Raw genomic sequence first — 17,510 nt, 5'->3', positions numbered from 1 at the left:
AATCACCCGAGTGACAAAAATCTGTCGCTCATCTGCCGCTACGCGTCCCTCCCCTTCAGCAGTACTTCGCCGTATGTCGCAAAGTGAATGGAACTTTCCTCAAGCCTTTTTGTGCTCCCTAAAGCGCATGAAACAAAGGCTTTCGCCCTGAACAATGTGCCGGTTTTCGCCAAGCGCATAAGTTTTTTTCGGCATAAGCCTTATGAAAATTTTTTCTTAGCTACGCTTCAGGATGTTCTTAGCTCTGTTGTTACAAGAGTGAAACGCTTACACCTCAAATTATCGTCAAATATTTGGCGACAGTAACGCACCATCAGGATCAGGGAGATGCACCCCATGCGCGTTTTAACCCCCCTCTGCAGCGCGGTTTTGCTGGCCATGGCTTGCACTTCCCAAGCCCAGGCCATGAATCTGACCGAAGCGATTCAAAGCACCATCGCCACCCACCCGGACCTCGCCTCGCGCGTGGACGCCAAACTGTCCGCCGATGAACAAGTGAAAGTGGCCAAGGGTGGCTTCTATCCGTCCGTCGATCTGAATGCCGCTTACGGGCGCGGTTACAGCGACAACACCAATACCCGGGCTTTCGGTAATCACCACACCGAAATCCTCAATTACACCCAGTCGGAACTGCGCCTGCGGCAGATGATCTTCGACGGCTTCAACACCGCCAACGAGGTCGAGCGCACCAAGGGCGTTTCCAACTCGCGCGCCTATTACGCGCAAGGCACCGCTCAGGATCTGGCGCTGCGTACCATCGAGGTCTACCTCGAAGTGCTCAAGCGCCGTGAACTGGTGACCCTGGCCCGGAACAACCTGCAAGCGCACTTGCGCGTCAACGATCAGATCGGCCTGCGCACCCAGCGCGGCATCGGCAGCACCGCCGACTCCGATCAATCGGTGGCCCGTAAGGCGCTGGCGCAGAACAACCTCGACACCGCCGAAGTCGATCTGGCCGACGCCGAATCGAACTTCTACGCTGTGGTCGGGCGCATGCCCGATGAACTGGAAGCGCCACCGTCGACCCGCGGCGAGGTTCCTGCCAGCCTGCCGGAAGCCCAGCAGAGCATGGTCGAGAACAACCCGTACCTGAAATCCGCGCAGGCGGACGTGCAGTCGGCCGAGAGCCAGTATGAAGTTGCCAAGTCGCCGTTCTACCCACGTTTCGATGCCGAGGCGGCGGTGGGTGCAAACAACAACGTGCAGGGCGATGAAGGCCACGACAACGAATGGCGCGTCGGCGTGATCATGAATTACAACCTGTTCCGTGGCGGCAGCGACAAGGCTCGTCTGGCCTCCGATGCGCACCAGATCAATCAGGCGATGGACATCCGCAACAACGCCCTGCGCCAGTTGAACGAGAACATCCACCTGGCCTGGAACGCGATGGTCAACGCGAACAAACAGACCCCGACCGCCCGCGAATACGCCGAGACCACCAAGCGTGTGCGCGCGGCGTATCAGGATCAGTTCGGTCTCGGCCAACGCACCCTGCTCGACTTGCTCGACAGTGAAAACGAGCTCTACAACGCCAACCGTCGCTACACCGAAATCCGCTACACCGAGGAATATTCGATGTACCGCGTGCTGGCGAACATGGGCCAGTTGCTGAGCAAACAGAGGGTGGTGCTGCCGGCGGATGCGATTGCGGCGACCGAAGTCAAAAACGAAGCACGCCTGCCTGAGCTGAAGTAAGTCCCACGACCCTTTGTGGCGAGGGAGCTTGCTCCCGCTGGGTTGCGCAGTGACCCCAAAGATTTGAGCAGCAATGAGTTCCATGGGGCTGCTGCGCAGCCATCGGGGATAAATCCCCTCGCCACAGGTTGGACCAGTCATTACAGGGGCGATCAATATGACCAGCATGGCCGAAGGCGGACACTCCGGGATCGATCCGCGGCTGAGCTTCGATGACCCGTTACTCGACGGTCTGCTGATCCTCTGCAAACTGCATGGCGCGACGGTCAGTCGTGCCAGCCTGAGTGCCGGGCTGCCCCTGAACAAGCAACGTCTGAGCCTGGATCTGCTGCCCCGTGCAGCGGCCCGGGCCGGTTTGCAGGCGCGCTTGTTGCGCCGCGAACTGAAGGATATTTCTGCGCTGAACCTGCCGATTCTGTTGCTGCTCAAGGATGGGCGCACCGCCGTCCTGCGGCGTTTCGCCGACGACGGCAAGGCGCTGATCCTGCCCAGCGAAGCCGATGGCGGCGAGCAATGGGTCGAGCGCGAAGAACTCGCCGAACACTACAGCGGCCAGGCCTTGTTCGCCCGTCCGCGCCACGAACTCGAAGACTTGCGTTCACCGCTGGTGCCGCGGGTCCACGCCTGGTTTCGCGATACCCTGAAGCTGTCGAAATGGCTGTACAGCGACGCGATCCTCGCCAGTTTCCTGATCAACCTGCTGGGCCTGATGGTGCCGCTGTTCGTCATGCAGACCTACGACCGCGTGGTGCCGAATCAGGCCACGTCGACCCTGTGGGTGTTGGCGATCGGCCTGCTGATCGGCACCGGTTTCGAACTGGTGCTGCGGGTGGTGCGCGCGCACCTGCTGGACACCGCCGGGAAGAAAACCGATGTGATCCTTTCCGCGACGTTGTTCGAGCGCATCACCGGCATGGCGATGAAGGCGCGGCCGGCAACCATCGGCGGTTTCGCCCAGAGCATTCATGACTTTCAGGGCCTGCGCGAATTCCTCACGGCGGTGACCCTGACCAGCCTGATCGACCTGCCCTTCGTGGTGTTGATGCTGGTGGTGATCGGTCTGCTCGGTGGCTGGCTGGTGGTGATTCCGCTGCTGGCGTTTCCAATCACGATCATATTTGCTCTGGCGATTCAGGTGCGCCTGCGTGACACCGTGCAGAAAAGCCTGAGCCTGGGTGCCGAACGACAGGCGTTGCTGATCGAAACCCTCGGCGGCCTGGAAACCCTCAAGGCCTGCAGCGCCGAGAGCGAGCGCCAGCACAAATGGGAAAGCACCCACGGCGCCCTCACTCGCCTCGACAGCCACGCGCGCAACCTCTCGGCGCTGGCGACCAACGGCACGCTGTTCATCCAGCAGTTCTCGGGGATGGCGACGATTGTCGCCGGGGTCTACAGCATCATCGCCGGCAACCTCAGCGTCGGTGCGCTGGTGGCCAGCTACATGCTCGGCAGCCGGGTTCTTGCGCCGCTGGGGCAGATCGCCGGGCTGATCACCCGCTACCAGCAAGCGCAACTGACCATGAAAAGCACCGACGCACTCATGGGCCTGCCCCAGGAACGCGACGGCAAACAGCGACCGCTGGAACGCACGCAACTGCAAGGTGCGCTGGACGTCAGCGGCGTGACCTTTCACTACAACGGCCAGAACGCACCGGCGCTGAGCAACGTCAGCTTCAGCATGAAACCCGGCGAGCGGATCGGCATCATCGGCCGCAGCGGCTCGGGCAAGAGCACCCTGGCGCGACTGGTGATGGGCTTCTATGAACCCGAGGAAGGCCAGTTGCTGCTCGACGGTCTCGACCTGCGGCAACTGGATGTCGCCGACCTGCGCCAGCAGATCGGTTATGTCGCCCACGACCTGCCGCTTTTGGCCGGCAGCCTGCGCGACAACCTGACCCTCGGCGCGCGCTACATCAGCGATTCACGCATGCTCGAAGTCGCCGAGCTGACCGGCGTCACCGAGCTGGCCCGTCAGCATCCGCAAGGGTTCGACCGGCCAGTGGGCGAGCGCGGCCAGCTACTTTCCGGCGGCCAGCGTCAGGCCGTTTTACTCGCTCGGGCATTGCTGCTCGACCCGCCGATCATGCTGCTCGACGAACCCACCAGCGCCATGGATAACAGCAGCGAAGACTTGCTGCGCCAGAAGCTGCACGGTTGGGTGCAAGGCAAGACCCTGCTGCTGGTCACCCACCGCACCTCAATGCTGAGCCTGGTGGACCGGCTGCTGGTACTGGACAACGGCCGGGTCGTCGCCGACGGCCCGAAAGAAGCGGTTATCGATGCACTGCGCAAGGGCCGCGTCGGCTCGGCGGCGGTTTAGATGCGTACACATAATTTATGGCTCTCACAAAACCTGTGGCGAGGGGATTTATCCCCGATGGGCTGCGCAGCAGCCCCAAATACTCTGAGGGCGCTTCGCACCCTATCGGGGATGAATCCCCTCACCACAAGTAAGTGTTACGGGCGACGCATGGGTTGTGCGGTTTGATGTTTCTTAACTGAGGGGTATCGCCCCATGGCTGCATCTTCAGATAGCAAATCACGCGGCTACTTCGACAGTTTCGGCAAAAGCGCCGAAGCTGAGTTCATGCCGGAAACCGCCGGCGCTTCGTTGCAGGATTCGCCGCGCTGGTCGCGGATCACCGTGTGGCTGGCGGCGGCGTTGCTGATCAGTGCGCTGGTCTGGGCCAAGTTCGCCGTGCTGGAAGAAGTGACCATGGGCGAAGGCAAGGCGATTCCGTCAAGCAAGGTCCAGGTGATCCAGAACCTGGAGGGCGGGATCGTCACCGAGATTTTTGTCCGTGAAGGGCAGATGGTGAACAAGGGCGACAAGCTGCTGCGCCTGGATGACACACGCTTCCTGTCGAACAAGGGTGAGAGTGAGGCCGATCGTTACGCCCTGACCGCGCAAGTCGAACGCCTTTCCGCCGAAGCCGAGGGCCGTCCGTTCAAACTGTCTGACGAGGTGATCGCCAAAGCGCCACAGGTCGCCGAAGACGAGCGCGCGCTGTACGACCAGCGCCAACGGCGTCTGGCCAGCGAACAACGCACCCTCACCGAACAGCTGCGGCAGAAGACTCAGGAGCTGGCGGAATTCCGCTCCAAGCAAGGCCAGTACAGTTCCAGCCTGGCGCTGCTGCAGCAAGAGATGAACATGTCCGCGCCGCTGGTCGGCACGGGTGCGGTGTCGCCGGTGGAGATCCTGCGACTGAAACGCAGCGCGGTGGAAATTCGCGGCTCGCTGAACGCGACGACCCTGGCCATCCCAAGGGCGGAATCGGCAATCAACGAGATCAAGAGCAAGATCGACGAATCGGAACAGACCTTCCGCTCCGACGCCGCCAAGGACCTCAATCAGAAACGCACCGACCTGTCGAAAATCACCGCGTCGAGCATCGCCATCGACGACCGCGTCAGCCGTACCACCGTGACTTCGCCGGTGCACGGGGTGATCAAGCAACTCAAGGTCAACACCATCGGCGGCGTGGTACAGCCGGGCAGCGACATGGTGGAAATCGTGCCGCTGGAAGACAACCTGCTGATCGAAGCCAAGGTCCGTCCGCAAGACGTCGCGTTCCTCCATCCGGGCCAGAAAGCCATGGTCAAGTTCAGCGCTTATGACTACACGATATACGGCGGCCTGAGCGCAAAACTGGAACTGATCGGCGCCGACACCATCACCGATGACAAGGGCAACAGCTTCTACCTGATTCAGGTGCGCACCGATAAAAACCACTTGGGCGGGGACGTGAAACCGCTGCTGATCATCCCGGGGATGGTGGCGACGGTGGACATTATTACCGGGGAGAAAAGTGTGCTGGATTATCTGCTCAAACCAGTGCTCAAAGCCCGGACCGAGGCGATGCGCGAGCGGTAGGCATTGTTGAGATTTGCGGTGATTGATCCGACGCCTTCGCGAGCAAGCCCGCTCCCACAAGTGATCGCATTCCTGCTGGAAGAACCCTAATGTGGGCACTGTTGAGATTGGCGCTGATTGATCCGGCGCCTTCGCGAGCAAGCCCGCTCCCACAGTTGGAATGCATTCCCCTGTGGGAGCGGGCTTGCTCGCGAAGAGGCCAGCTCAGACGACGACTATCTGTCGCCATGATTACGCTGAAAAACCTCCTCCCCCATCGCCGCAATCTGCCCCTCGATCAACGCCTCGAACGGTTTGAGCAACGGCGCAAACGTCGTCGGCGCTTCCAGAGTTTCCAGCGCCTGCACAATCGCCTCGATGGTCGACAACGCCCCCGGCCCCGGTGCCTTGCGCAACCGGTAGCGCGACACCCCGCCCTGCGCCAGCGTCACCCGTGGCAACGCTGCCAATAGCGGATTGAGGTGGAGCATCTTGCGCGCCTTGCGCCAGGTGCCGTCCGGCACCACCAGCAACAACGGTTCAGCGGATTCGCGGTAAGCCTGCAGCGGCTGCGCATCGTCAGCGGGAAACAGCAACCGCGCCTGATACCCCGGCCGATTGAGCAGCGTCGGCAGATCCTCGAACACTTCACCGACAATCAACTCGGCATTGGTCAAACCCAGCGCTGCCAGTCGCGCGGTGTTGAGCGCGTGATTGACCTCGCTCGGATGCTGCAACAGCAACACCCGGGTGCGGCTGTCGAGGTTCGGGATCAGCGGGCACAGGCAATGGGTTTGGGGGCGCAGGCAGCGCGGGCATTGCGGTCTGGACATAGTCTTTACGCCTGATTCAACTGCGCTTTGAGCAGATCACGGAAAGTCTGGATCAGCGGCTCGCGGCTGCGGCCACGACGCATGATCATCGAGAATGGCGCCTGATAACCGAAGGTCGCCGGCAGCAACACGCGCAGGTCGCCCTTGTCGGCCCAGGCCTGAGCGTAGTGCTCCGGCAGGTAACCGATGTAGGCGCCGGAGAGCACCAGAATCAGTTGCGCCTCCATACTTTCCACAGTCGCCGCGCTGTGTTTGAAACCGTGCCGTGCCAGCTCGGCCTGGCTCCAGTAACCACGGCCGACCATGCGTTGCTGAGTGATGACCTGCTCGGGGATCCGCCGCTCGTTGAACAGCGGATGCCGGCTGCTGCAATACAGCCAGTGCTGCTCGCGGTACAGCGGCATGTACACCAGACCGCTCATGCGCGTGGAAAACGCACCGATGGCAAGATCGAGTCGATTGTCCTGCACGCCGAGTTGCAGTTCGTACGGGCTCATCACCGACAGATGCAAATGCACCGCCGGGTGTTCCTGACTGTAGGCGCCAATGGCCTCGGCGAACGGCAAGGCCTTGTCGCTGACGGTGGAGTCGATCACCCCGAGGTTGAGCGTACCGCGCAGTTCGCCCTTGAGCGCCGCGGCGTATTGCTCGAAACCTTCGAGTTCGGCGAGCAGGCGCAGGGTTTCCTGATGGAACAGCTCGCCCTTGCTGGTCAGGCTGAATCCACCGCGTCCGCGATGGCACAGCACCAGACCGAGCGCCGCTTCGAGCTGGCTCATGTAAGTGCTGATCGCCGAGGTCGACAGGTTGAGTTCCTGCTGCGCATTGGCAAAACCCTGATGGCGAACCACGCTGACGAAGATGCGCAATAGTTTCAGGTCGGGTAAAGCGTTGGCCATGCGGCTCTCCAAACATCTGTCGAACGCTGATGACTTTGTGGTGAGGGGATTTATCCCCGATGGGTGGCGAAGCCGCCCCAAGCCTGCAAACCGATCCATCCGGGAAGTCGCGAGCAACGAATTTACGACTGCTGCGCAGCCGATCGGGGATAAATCCCCTCGCCACAGGGGTATCGGTACGGGTTCGGGAAGTCTATCTCCAGCCTCACCATTAGTTTAGAAAAATCTGAACTAAGTTTTTGCCCGTAGCGATTCTTCCCCGCCACTACATTTCGCAGAATCGGCCCCACAGCGGCGTCCGAACCTGTGCTCAACGGTGCGCCGACATAAATAAAACAAAGACGATGAGGCCCTACCCGTGGACAAGATTCTTCACCAACCACTGGGCGGCAACGAAATGCCGCGCTTCGGCGGCATCGCCACCATGCTCCGACTTCCCCATGTACCGACCGCTGCCGGCCTGGACGCTGCCTTCGTTGGCGTGCCACTGGACATCGGTACTTCGCTGCGCCCCGGCACCCGCTTCGGGCCGCGCGACATACGCACCGAATCGGTGATGATCCGCCCGTACAACATGGCCACCGGCGCCGCGCCGTTCGACTCGCTGTCGGTCGCCGACATCGGTGACGTGGCGATCAACACCTTCAACCTGCTCGACGCCGTGCGCATCATCGAAGAAGCCTACGACAACATCCTCGAGCACAACGTGATCCCGATGACCCTGGGTGGCGACCACACCATCACCCTGCCGATCCTACGTGCCATCCATAAAAAGCACGGCAAGGTCGGTCTGGTGCACATCGATGCCCACGCTGACGTCAACGATCACATGTTCGGCGAGAAGATCGCTCACGGCACGACCTTCCGTCGCGCCGTCGAAGAAGGTCTTCTGGACTGCGACCGCGTGGTGCAGATTGGTTTGCGCGCGCAGGGTTACACCGCTGACGACTTCAACTGGAGCCGCGATCAGGGTTTCCGCGTGGTGCAGGCCGAAGAGTGCTGGCACAAATCGCTGGCGCCGCTGATGGCCGAAGTGCGCGAGAAAGTCGGCGGCGGCCCGGTGTACCTGAGCTTCGACATCGACGGTATCGACCCGGCCTGGGCACCAGGCACCGGCACCCCGGAAATCGGTGGTCTGACGACCATTCAGGCGATTGAAATCGTACGCGGCTGCCAGGGCCTCGACCTGATCGGCTGCGATCTGGTAGAAGTCTCGCCGGCTTACGACACCACCGGCAACACCTCGCTGCTGGCCGCCAACCTGCTGTACGAAATGCTCTGCGTACTGCCTGGCGTGGTTCACCGCTGAGGGTTCGGCCATGAACGAACGTGAGCAGGTATTGCAAGCGGCTGCCGATCTGGTGTCCGCCTTCGCTCGTAACGATCGCGAGGCTTATTTCGGCGCGTTCAGCGCCGACGCAAGCTTCGTGTTTTACACCCTCGAACAGCCGCTGCTGTCGCGCGATGCCTACCAGGCTTTGTGGGACAGCTGGCGCGCCGAGGATGGCTTTGAAGTGCTGTCGTGCACTTCGAGCAACGCCTTCGTCAGCCTGCAAGGTGACGTGGCGGTGTTTATCCATGACGTGGCCACCGAGCTGCGCATGCAAGGGGAGCAACATTTCAGCCAGGAGCGCGAGACGATTGTTTTCAAGAAACAAGCGTCGAGCCTAGAACAACAAGGCCATTGGCTGGCCTGCCACGAACATTTGTCCGCAATGCCGGAAGGGCTGCCATCCCCTTAGCCAAACAGGTGACGCCTCACACACGATGAGGCGCGCCTTTATGATCGGAGCAGATCATGAATAACAACAACAACGACCAAAGCCTTACGCAAATTGAAACCCACGGGGTCGAACAGATCCCGGACCACGAACGTACCGCAGGCCCGACGGATTTGTTCCGGATGATCTTCGGTGGTTCCAATACCTTTGCCACCGCCGTGCTCGGCAGTTTCCCGGTGCTGTTCGGTCTGTCGTTTCAGGCCGGTGTCTGGGCGATTGTGTCGGGCGTGCTGCTCGGCTCGCTGATCCTCGCCCCGATGGGCCTGTTCGGCCCGCTCAACGGCACCAACAATGCCGTTTCCTCGGGTGCTCACTTCGGCGTGCACGGGCGGATCGTCGGTTCGTTCCTGTCGCTGTTGACCGCCATCGCGTTTTTCTCGCTCTCGGTGTGGAGTTCGGGGGATGCGTTGATCGGTGGGGCGAAACGCCTGATCGGTCTGCCGGAAACCGACCTGACCCTGGGCCTGGCCTACGGTCTGTTCGCGATTCTGGTGCTGACCGTGTGCATCTACGGCTTCCGCTTTTTGCTGTGGGTGAACAAGATCGCGGTATGGAGTGCCAGCCTGTTGTTCCTGCTGGGCATCTTCGCCTTCGCCGGTCCTTTCGATGTCAACTACGCCGGCACGGTGAACCTCGGTCAACCGGGTTTCTGGGCGGCGTTCATCGGCGCGGCGCTGGTCGCGATGAGCAACCCGATTTCCTTCGGGGCGTTCCTCGGCGACTGGTCGCGCTACATTCCGCGTGACACCTCCAAGCAGCGGATCATGGCCGCTGTGGTGCTGTCGCAGATCGCCACGTTCATCCCGTTCCTGTTCGGCCTGAGCACCGCGACCATCGTCGCGATCAAGGCACCGGACTACATCGCGGCGAACAACTATGTGGGCGGCCTGCTGGCGGTATCGCCGAGCTGGTTCTTCCTGCCGGTGTGCCTGATCGCAGTGATCGGCGGCATGTCCACCGGCACCACCTCGCTGTATGGCACCGGGCTGGACATGTCCAGCGTGTTCCCGCGGGTGCTGTCGCGGGTCAAGGCGACGCTGCTGATCGGCGTGCTGTCGATTGCCTTCATCTTCATCGGGCGCTTTGCGGCGAATCTGGTGCAGAGCGTGTCGACCTTCGCCGTGCTGATCATCACCTGCACCACCCCGTGGATGGTGATCATGATCATCGGCCTGCTGGTGCGTCGCGGCTTCTACTGCCCGGACGACCTGCAAGTGTTCACTCGCGGCGAGCAAGGCGGACGCTACTGGTTCAACCACGGCTGGAACTGGCGTGGTCTGGGCGCATGGATCCCGAGCGCGGCGGTCGGCCTGTGCTTCGTCAACCTGCCGGGGCAATTCGTTGGCCCGTTGGGTGAGCTGGCCGGTGGTATCGACGTCAGCTTGCCGGTGACGTTGGGCCTGGCGTCGGTGGTGTACCTGACGCTGCTGAGCCTGTTCCCGGAACCGCGGGAGGTGTTCGGGCCCAAGGATGCCCGCCGCAAAGCCGCAGAAACACCTGAACTGCGTCAGGCCGCCTGACGCAAATCCCCTGTGGGAGCGGGCTTGCTCGCGAAGACGGCGGCACATCCAACATTGATGTGACTGACCCAAAGCATTCGCGAGCAAGCCCGCTCCCACAAGGGCAAATCGAATTCAGCCTCACATAAAAAAGACAATCGGAGACACGCCATCATGGCTTTGGATTTATTCGTCGTCCTCATCTACGCCGCCGGCATGCTGTTGCTCGGCTACTACGGCATGCGCAAGGCCAAGACCAACGAGGATTTTCTGGTCGCCGGGCGTAACCTGGGCCCAAGCCTGTACATGGGCACCATGGCCGCGACCGTACTGGGTGGCGCGTCCACCGTCGGCACCGTGCGTCTGGGCTACGTGCATGGCATCTCCGGTTTCTGGCTGTGTGCGGCGCTGGGTTGCGGCATCGTCGCGCTGAACCTGTTTCTCGCCAAACCGCTGCTGAAACTGAAGATCTACACCGTTACCCAGGTGCTGGAAAAACGCTATAACCCGATGGCCCGCTCGGCGAGCGCGGCGATCATGCTGGCCTACGCGCTGATGATCGGCGTGACCTCGATCCTGGCGATCGGCACCGTGCTGCAAGTGCTGTTCGGCCTGCCATTCTGGATCTCGGTGCTGCTCGGCGGTGGCGTGGTGGTGATCTACTCGGCGATCGGCGGCATGTGGTCGCTGACCCTGACCGACATCGTCCAGTTCATCATCAAGACCGTGGGCCTGATGTTCATCCTGTTGCCGATCTGCCTGTACCGCGTCGGCGGCTGGGACGAACTGGTGCTGAAGCTGCCGGCAGCGGCGTTCAACTTCACCACCATCGGTTGGGACACGATCATCACCTACTTCATGATCTACTTCTTCGGCATCCTCATCGGTCAGGACATCTGGCAACGGGTGTTCACCGTCAAGACCGCCAAAGTCGCCCAGTACGCCGGCAGCATCGCCGGTATCTACTGCATCCTCTACGGCCTGGCCTGCGCGCTGATCGGCATGGCCGCGCACGTACTGATCCCGGATCTGGACAACGTCAACAACGCCTTCGCCGCCATCGTCAAACTGTCGCTGCCGGACGGCATCCGTGGTCTGGTGATCGCTGCTGCTCTGGCGGCGATGATGTCCACCGCCAGCGCCGGCCTGCTGGCTGCTGCCACCACGCTGACTGAAGACCTGCTGCCGAAACTGCGCGGCGGCAAACAGTCGAGCCTGGCGATCAACCGCCTGTTCACCCTGCTCACCGGTGTCGTGGTGCTGGGTATCGCGTTGGTGGTGAATGACGTGATCAGCGCCCTGACCCTGGCGTACAACCTGCTGGTGGGCGGCATGCTGATTCCGCTGATCGGTGCGATCTTCTGGAAACGCGCGACCACCGCCGGCGCCATCGCCAGCATGGGCCTGGGTTTTGCCACCGCGCTGCTGTTCATGTTCAAGGACGGTCTGGATGCCAACACGCCGATCTACTACAGCCTGGCTGTAGGTCTGGTGAGTTTCGTGGTGGTCAGCCTGGTCTCCCCTCGCCCGGCGACGGTGGCGAGTGCGATCTAAGCTTTACGTAACGACTTGATGCTTTCTTCGACGGGTGTGGCGTCGGTTGCCACACCCGTTTTTTTCGTCTGGAGAAAATGATTGATGAAGATTGTTTCTCGCGATCAATGGTTTGAAGTTCAGAATCTGAGCGATGGCATTCGGTTGATCCACGAGCCGTACATCCGCCCGTTCTATCGCTGCAACCTCTGGCACATCCAGGGCCGCGACAAGGATCTGCTGCTCGACAGCGGTTCAGGACTGGTCAGCCTGCGCGAGCAGTTGCCGTGGATTACCGAGCGGCCGCTGGTGGCCGTCGCCAGCCACTGCCACTTCGACCACATTGCCGGGCATCACGAATTCGCCGAACGCCTGGTGCATCCTGCCGAGGCCAACATCCTCGCCGCGCCGGACGGCGAGAATGACCTGAGCCGGGCCTTCGTCGGCGACGACATGTTCGAGGCGCACCCGGATTGCCCGCTGTGCTACGCCGAATACCGGGTGAAGGCCGCGCCGGCCACCGGTTTTGTCGAGGATGGCGATGTGCTGGATCTGGGCAACCGCACCCTGCAAGTGCTGCACACGCCGGGGCATTCGCCGGGTGGCATCAGCCTGTATGAGGCGGCCACCGAAACGTTATTCAGCGGCGACATCATCTACGACGGGCCGCTGATCGAAGACGCTTACCACTCCAATCTGCAGGATTACGCGGCCAGTCTGCGGCGTTTGCAGGCGCTGCCGATCCGCACCGTGCATGGCGGACATTTCGGCAGTTTTTCCGGCGGGCATTTGCGTTCGATGATTGACGAATGGTTGCGTCGACACGCTTGAGGCCTGCTGTAATCAGTCAAAACAACAACGAAATCATCTGCCATGAGAAGAGCTGCCGTGCGTGCTGCGGTGCACCGATACATTCGGCGCCTGCTGGAATCCCGCGAATTCAACGACGACACCAGTCTGGTGCAGTTAGGGCTGGAGAAGGCAGATATCGAAGATCTGATATTTCATCTGGAAGATGAGTTCGGACTGACGGCGTTCACGGCCGAAGAGGATCACATACTCAAGACCGCGAAGACCGCGAATGACCTGAGTCGATTTCTGCTGGAGATCGGGCGACACGGAGAAGGGTTATAAATACAGCACTCGTGTTGCTGGAGCGCCCTGTGGAGAGGGGATTTAGCGAAACGTCGCACCGCCCCGATGGGTTGCGCAGCAGCCCTGAAGTCAGTAATCGTAATCTCGCGGGTTAAACCAAATTGAATAGTTTTTTTGGACTGCTTCGCAGCCCATCGGGGCGGTGCGACGTTTCGCTAAATCCCCTCGCTACAAAAGCAAAAGATCGCAGCCTTCGGCAGCTCCTACACTTTTCTGTAGGAGCTGCCGAAGGCTGCGATCTTTTGATCTTTAATCAGGCACTACCGCCGGCGAGGCTGACGCCGGCGCTGTTCGTCATCGGTGCGGATCGGTACGGGTTGCAGAGGCGGTTCGATCAAGCCGAGGGCAACACCCAAATCGTGCAGCCAGTTCTGAATTTTCTCTTTCATCGTCATGCCCCCTTCAGGGTAGTGCTGAGCGGCCGGAATTCTGAGGCCGCTTCGCACTGATAATAGTCCGAAGTCCTACGCAATGCTCGGCCAAATCCGCAATGATCTGTTACTGAATTGAACAGAATTACGGTTGGTTGGTTCACGCCGTCTGCCGGGTTTCACTCGATGCCACGGAATAGAGCGCTTGCTGCTGTTCAATCCAGGCATTGAGGTTGGCCCCGACCATGCCCTTGCGCCACATGAGCCATGTTGTCGCACTGGCAAACGGTTCGGCCAACGGGTGCACTGCAACGCTCTCGCGCCCCGGCAGACTGGCGAGCATCGACTCCGACATTAATGCCACACCGCTGCCGGCAATCACGCAGGCGAGCATGCCCTGATACGACTCGATCTCCATCGCCCGGCCCATCGCCGCCTGATAGTGAACGAACCACGCCTCCAGCCGCGCGCGGTAGGCGCAACCATGACGAAAGGTGAATACCGCCCTGCCCTCGACCTCCTTGGCGCTGCGGATTGGCGGATGGTCGGCTTCGCTGATCAGCACCAGACGCTCGTCGCACAGCGGCACGCCGTCGATCCCGGCGAGTTGCGGCGGGCCGTCCACCAGCGCCGCATCGAGGCGCCCGGAGACCAGGCCTTCGAGCAATTCGCCGCTGGGTCCGGACTGCACTTGCAGATTCACCGCCGGGTATTGCTTGTGATAGCGCGCCAGCAACGCCGGCAAATGGATCGCCGCGGTGCTGTACAGCGTGCCGAGGACAAAATCCCCGGCCGGCTGCCCGCCCATCACCGCCGCACTGGCCTGATCGCGCAAAGCGAACAGCTTGCCAGTGTAGTCCAGCAGGACTTTTCCCGCAGGCGATAACTGCAAACGCTGACGCTCACGAACGAAAAGTTCGACGCCCAATTGCTCTTCCAGCTGTTTGAGCCGGGTCGACAGGTTGGACGGCACTCGGTGCAGGCGTTCTGCTGCGCGGGTGATCGAACCTTCCTCGGCGACTGCCTGAAAGATCCGCAACTGGCTGAACTCCACGACCTTTCTCCATAACAGAACAAGTTACTCACTATTATTCAATTTTAAAGAAAGTCAATCGCTTCTAGCCTGACGGTCATTGCTCCTTCAAAGGAATCCCGACCATGTCGCCACTGATTCGCTTATCCGCCTGTTTCGTCGCCCTGATGATGGCCATGGGCATCGGGCGTTTCGCCCTCACCCCGCAATTGCCGCACTTGCTCAGCGAAGGCCAGGTCGACCTGACGGCCGCCGGTCTGATTGCTGCGGCCAACTACCTCGGTTACCTGCTGGGCGCGGTGGACGCGATGTTCGCCCACCGTCCGCAGCAAGTGCAGCGCCGGTTGCATGGCGGTTTGTGGCTGTGTGTGCTGCTGACCCTGGCATCGTTCTGGGCCAACGGCTTCTGGGCGCATTTGCTGCTGCGCTTCGGTACCGGGGTGGCGAGTGCCTGGGTGTTGGTGATGATCACCGCATTGAGTCAGCCGCTGGCAGCGGCGGCAGGCCGGCCACGGCTGGGGGCACTGGTATTTGCCGGTCCCGGACTGGGAATTTTTCTGACCGGGTTGCTGGCACTGTTCTCACATCTGCTGAATCAGACCTCTGCCACCTTGTGGCTGATCTATGCCGCCGTGGCGCTGGTGATGTTGCTGGGGATCGTGCGGTTCCTGCCGCAACCGGGCCTGCACACACCGGTCGCCACCCTCAACGTCAACCATTCGAATCGCGGTATCCCGCGACTGGCGGCGGTGTATGCGTTATATGGCGTGGGTTACATCATCCCGGCCACGTTTCTCTCGCAAATGGCCAACGCGCAATTTCACGGGCAATGGCAGGCCGATCTGTTCTGGCCGTGCTTCGGTCTTGGCGCGGCGATTGGCGTGCTGCTGGTGAGTCTGCGTCGCCACGATCCGAACACCACGCGGCACTGGCTGACCGCCACCCTGTGGTTGCAGGCGCTCGGGGTCTTCGCCTGTCTATTGGGCAGCGCTTATGGCCTGGCGCTGGGGGTGGTGTTGTGCGGCATGCCGTTCCTGGCCTGCATGCAACTGGTGATGCAACGCTCGCGAGAACTGGCGCCGCACACAACTCAGCGCAACGCCGGACTGCTGACCGCATGCTTCGCCGTCGGCCAGCTCAGCGGCCCGTTACTGGCGGCGCTGAGCAGCCATTTCAGCGGTGGTCTGCAACCGGCGCTGATCATTGCCGGCAGCGGTCTGCTGATTGCCGGCGGGCTTGCGCTGCAATCGGTCAGCGCTGGCCGAGGGCTTTGCGCAAACGCCGACGCACCCACTGTTCAGCGCTGACAAAGGTGATGCCAAGCAACACCAGCACCGCGCCGATGACGAAGTTCACGCTCAACTCTTCACCAAGCAGCACCACGCCGAACGTGACGCCGAACAACGGCGTCATGAACGAAAACACCGCAAGGTTAGCCGCCAGATATCGGCGCAGCAGCCAGAACCAGGTCAGGTAACTGAAGAACGACACCACCAGGCCCTGGAACAGCACGCTGGCCACCGCCACGCTGGTCAGGCTGACGTGAGTGATCTGGCCGCTGAACAGCGCGATCAACAGCAGGCCGACGAAGCCGACGATCAATTGATAAAACAAGGTCAAGGTCACCGGCGCTTCCGATAGCCGCGAAGCGCGCACCACCACAGTGGTCGCGCCCCAGCAGGCACCGGCAATGACCCCGAACGCATCGCCCAGCAGCATGCGCCGGTCGAGGTTATCCCACGACACGCCGCCGGCGAAGGCAATGGCGATACCGACGAACGCGAGCAGAATCCCCAGCCATTGCAAAGGTCGCAGGCGTTCACTCGCCAGCAGGAAATGCACGCCGAGTGCGGTGAAAATCGGTGCGGTGTAGAGGAACACCGACATGTGCGCGGCGGTGGTCAGTTGCAGACCTTCGGCGATGAAGAAGAACTCCAGACCGAACAGCGCACCGGCCAGCAGCCCTCCACGCCAGGTGTTGCCGACCTGATCCCAGCCGCCCTTCCAGCACAGCAGCAACCCCACCAGCAACGCGGAAATCCCCGAACGCCCGGCCGCCTGCATCACCGGCGCGATGTCGGGCGCGGCCCACTTGATCATCACTTGCTGCACGCCCCAGATCAGGCAGAGGCCGATCATCACCTGCAAGGCAAACCCATCGGCATTGCGCCGCTCGACATTCACCGCAACACCTCGAAAACACACAACATGGCAGCCGTCCAATGGTCAAAAATCTGTGTCGGGGATTATCAATCACTCGGGCAAAAAAAGCCGTCTGAAAAAGACTTTGTCTGCGTCAGTAACGTCAGCGGTGAATGGTTGTCGGCTGCGCCGCCATTCGCGAGCAAGCTCGCTCCCACAGTTGACCGCATTCCCCCTGTGGGAGCGGGCTTGCTCGCGAAGGCGTCGCCCCAGACAACAAAGATTACGGGGCTGACTTCACAAATCGCTTTGCCACCAAAAAGCCGACCGTACACGCCACAGCAGTGGCAAACGTCCCCCACGCCCAATCCATCAAACTCACCTGCACCGACCACCCGCGCAATGTCGCCCAATTGGTCAGGTCATACGTGCCATACGCCACCAGCCCCAGCAGCGCGCCCATCTTTGCCGCACGTTGCCAGCTCTGTGCCGGCAACACCACAAACACCACGCAGCCAAAAACATACAGGCAATAAAAAACCGCTGCCGGAACCAGCAGCGGTTTTTCGAGCATCAGCGAACCGAGCAGTTCGCGGTAGGTTGGCGCCATCAGCACGCCGAGCCAGATACCGTCGAGCAACAGAAACGCCAGCAGAGTGGCGATATAAGCAAGCAACGGCTTTTTCATTTACCCGACCTCAAGTGACCCCATG

General features: G+C 61.2%; 16 protein-coding genes. 10 read left to right on the top strand and 6 right to left on the bottom strand.

The genetic code is table 11. From position 1 onward, the window contains the following. Window positions 1-336 precede the first annotated feature (336 nt). The 3 genes from KCG87_RS11185 to KCG87_RS11175 all read left to right on the top strand — a co-directional run bounded on the left by KCG87_RS11185 (window position 337) and on the right by KCG87_RS11175 (window position 5,572). Window positions 337-1,695 carry a TolC family outer membrane protein gene (locus tag KCG87_RS11185; protein ID WP_027614579.1) on the top strand — a complete coding sequence of 453 codons (1,359 nt, stop codon included), beginning with the start codon at window positions 337-339 and terminating at the stop codon, window positions 1,693-1,695. A 157-nt stretch (window positions 1,696-1,852) separates the two neighbouring features. After that, a complete protein-coding gene (locus KCG87_RS11180) occupies window positions 1,853-4,015 on the top strand; it encodes a type I secretion system permease/ATPase (protein ID WP_027614578.1) in 2,163 nt (720 codons plus the stop codon). A 195-nt stretch (window positions 4,016-4,210) separates the two neighbouring features. Continuing rightward, complete coding sequence (locus KCG87_RS11175) at window positions 4,211-5,572, top strand: HlyD family type I secretion periplasmic adaptor subunit (protein ID WP_134785702.1); 1,362 nt, start codon at window positions 4,211-4,213, stop codon at window positions 5,570-5,572. A 215-nt stretch (window positions 5,573-5,787) separates the two neighbouring features. Here the strand turns inward: KCG87_RS11175 and KCG87_RS11170 are convergent, their stop codons facing one another. Next, window positions 5,788-6,384, bottom strand: a complete 597-nt coding sequence (locus KCG87_RS11170) for a DTW domain-containing protein (protein WP_210557859.1) — start codon at window positions 6,382-6,384, stop codon at window positions 5,788-5,790. 5 nt (window positions 6,385-6,389) lie between these two features. Continuing rightward, window positions 6,390-7,283 (bottom strand): LysR family transcriptional regulator, encoded by an 894-nt coding sequence (locus tag KCG87_RS11165; protein WP_007956593.1) that lies wholly within the window; start codon window positions 7,281-7,283, stop codon window positions 6,390-6,392. Window positions 7,284-7,641: 358 nt separating this feature from the next. On the opposite strand from KCG87_RS11165, the gene speB reads away from it, so the two are divergent. The 6 genes from speB to KCG87_RS11135 all read left to right on the top strand — a co-directional run bounded on the left by speB (window position 7,642) and on the right by KCG87_RS11135 (window position 13,230). Further along, window positions 7,642-8,592 carry an agmatinase gene (speB, locus tag KCG87_RS11160; protein ID WP_003222717.1) on the top strand — a complete coding sequence of 317 codons (951 nt, stop codon included), beginning with the start codon at window positions 7,642-7,644 and terminating at the stop codon, window positions 8,590-8,592. 10 nt (window positions 8,593-8,602) lie between these two features. Continuing rightward, a complete protein-coding gene (locus KCG87_RS11155; protein ID WP_097090488.1) occupies window positions 8,603-9,025 on the top strand; it encodes a nuclear transport factor 2 family protein in 423 nt (140 codons plus the stop codon). A gap of 56 nt (window positions 9,026-9,081) precedes the next feature. Beyond that, window positions 9,082-10,584: a cytosine permease gene (locus KCG87_RS11150; RefSeq protein WP_210557861.1), complete on the top strand. Its 1,503-nt coding sequence runs from the start codon at window positions 9,082-9,084 to the stop codon at window positions 10,582-10,584. 153 nt (window positions 10,585-10,737) lie between these two features. Further along, window positions 10,738-12,117, top strand: coding sequence for a sodium:solute symporter (locus tag KCG87_RS11145; protein WP_047598203.1), 1,380 nt, complete (start codon window positions 10,738-10,740; stop codon window positions 12,115-12,117). Between the two features lie 84 nt (window positions 12,118-12,201). Further along, window positions 12,202-12,927, top strand: coding sequence for an MBL fold metallo-hydrolase (locus KCG87_RS11140; RefSeq protein WP_210557863.1), 726 nt, complete (start codon window positions 12,202-12,204; stop codon window positions 12,925-12,927). A gap of 42 nt (window positions 12,928-12,969) precedes the next feature. Continuing rightward, entirely contained in the window at window positions 12,970-13,230 is a 261-nt protein-coding gene (locus KCG87_RS11135; RefSeq protein WP_098967751.1) for a phosphopantetheine-containing protein, read from the top strand. A gap of 281 nt (window positions 13,231-13,511) precedes the next feature. On the opposite strand, the gene KCG87_RS27570 is transcribed toward KCG87_RS11135, so the two are convergent. Together KCG87_RS27570 and KCG87_RS11130 are read right to left on the bottom strand one after the other, a co-directional pair. Then, the gene (locus KCG87_RS27570; RefSeq protein WP_003184145.1) at window positions 13,512-13,640 is read right to left on the bottom strand and encodes a PA1414 family protein; all 129 of its coding nucleotides are present in this window, start codon (window positions 13,638-13,640) and stop codon (window positions 13,512-13,514) included. Window positions 13,641-13,782: 142 nt separating this feature from the next. Further along, window positions 13,783-14,676, bottom strand: coding sequence for a LysR family transcriptional regulator (locus KCG87_RS11130; protein ID WP_098967749.1), 894 nt, complete (start codon window positions 14,674-14,676; stop codon window positions 13,783-13,785). A gap of 104 nt (window positions 14,677-14,780) precedes the next feature. Here KCG87_RS11130 and KCG87_RS11125 point away from each other — a divergent pair, with 104 nt between their 5' ends. Further along, the gene (locus KCG87_RS11125; RefSeq protein ID WP_210557865.1) at window positions 14,781-15,962 is read left to right on the top strand and encodes an MFS transporter; all 1,182 of its coding nucleotides are present in this window, start codon (window positions 14,781-14,783) and stop codon (window positions 15,960-15,962) included. Here KCG87_RS11125 and KCG87_RS11120 read toward each other — a convergent pair. Beyond that, window positions 15,907-16,839, bottom strand: coding sequence for a DMT family transporter (locus tag KCG87_RS11120; protein ID WP_210557867.1), 933 nt, complete (start codon window positions 16,837-16,839; stop codon window positions 15,907-15,909). The genes KCG87_RS11125 and KCG87_RS11120 overlap by 56 nt on opposite strands. 241 nt (window positions 16,840-17,080) lie before the next feature. Continuing rightward, window positions 17,081-17,485 (bottom strand): DUF2177 family protein, encoded by a 405-nt coding sequence (locus KCG87_RS11115; protein ID WP_210557868.1) that lies wholly within the window; start codon window positions 17,483-17,485, stop codon window positions 17,081-17,083. Between the last annotated feature and the right edge of the window lie 25 nt (window positions 17,486-17,510).

Origin of the sequence: Pseudomonas sp. MWU347, from assembly GCF_017947305.1 — a bacterium.
Taxonomy (GTDB): Bacteria; Pseudomonadota; Gammaproteobacteria; order Pseudomonadales; family Pseudomonadaceae; genus Aquipseudomonas; species Aquipseudomonas putida_A.
This window is presented reverse-complemented; position numbering and strand designations above follow the sequence as displayed.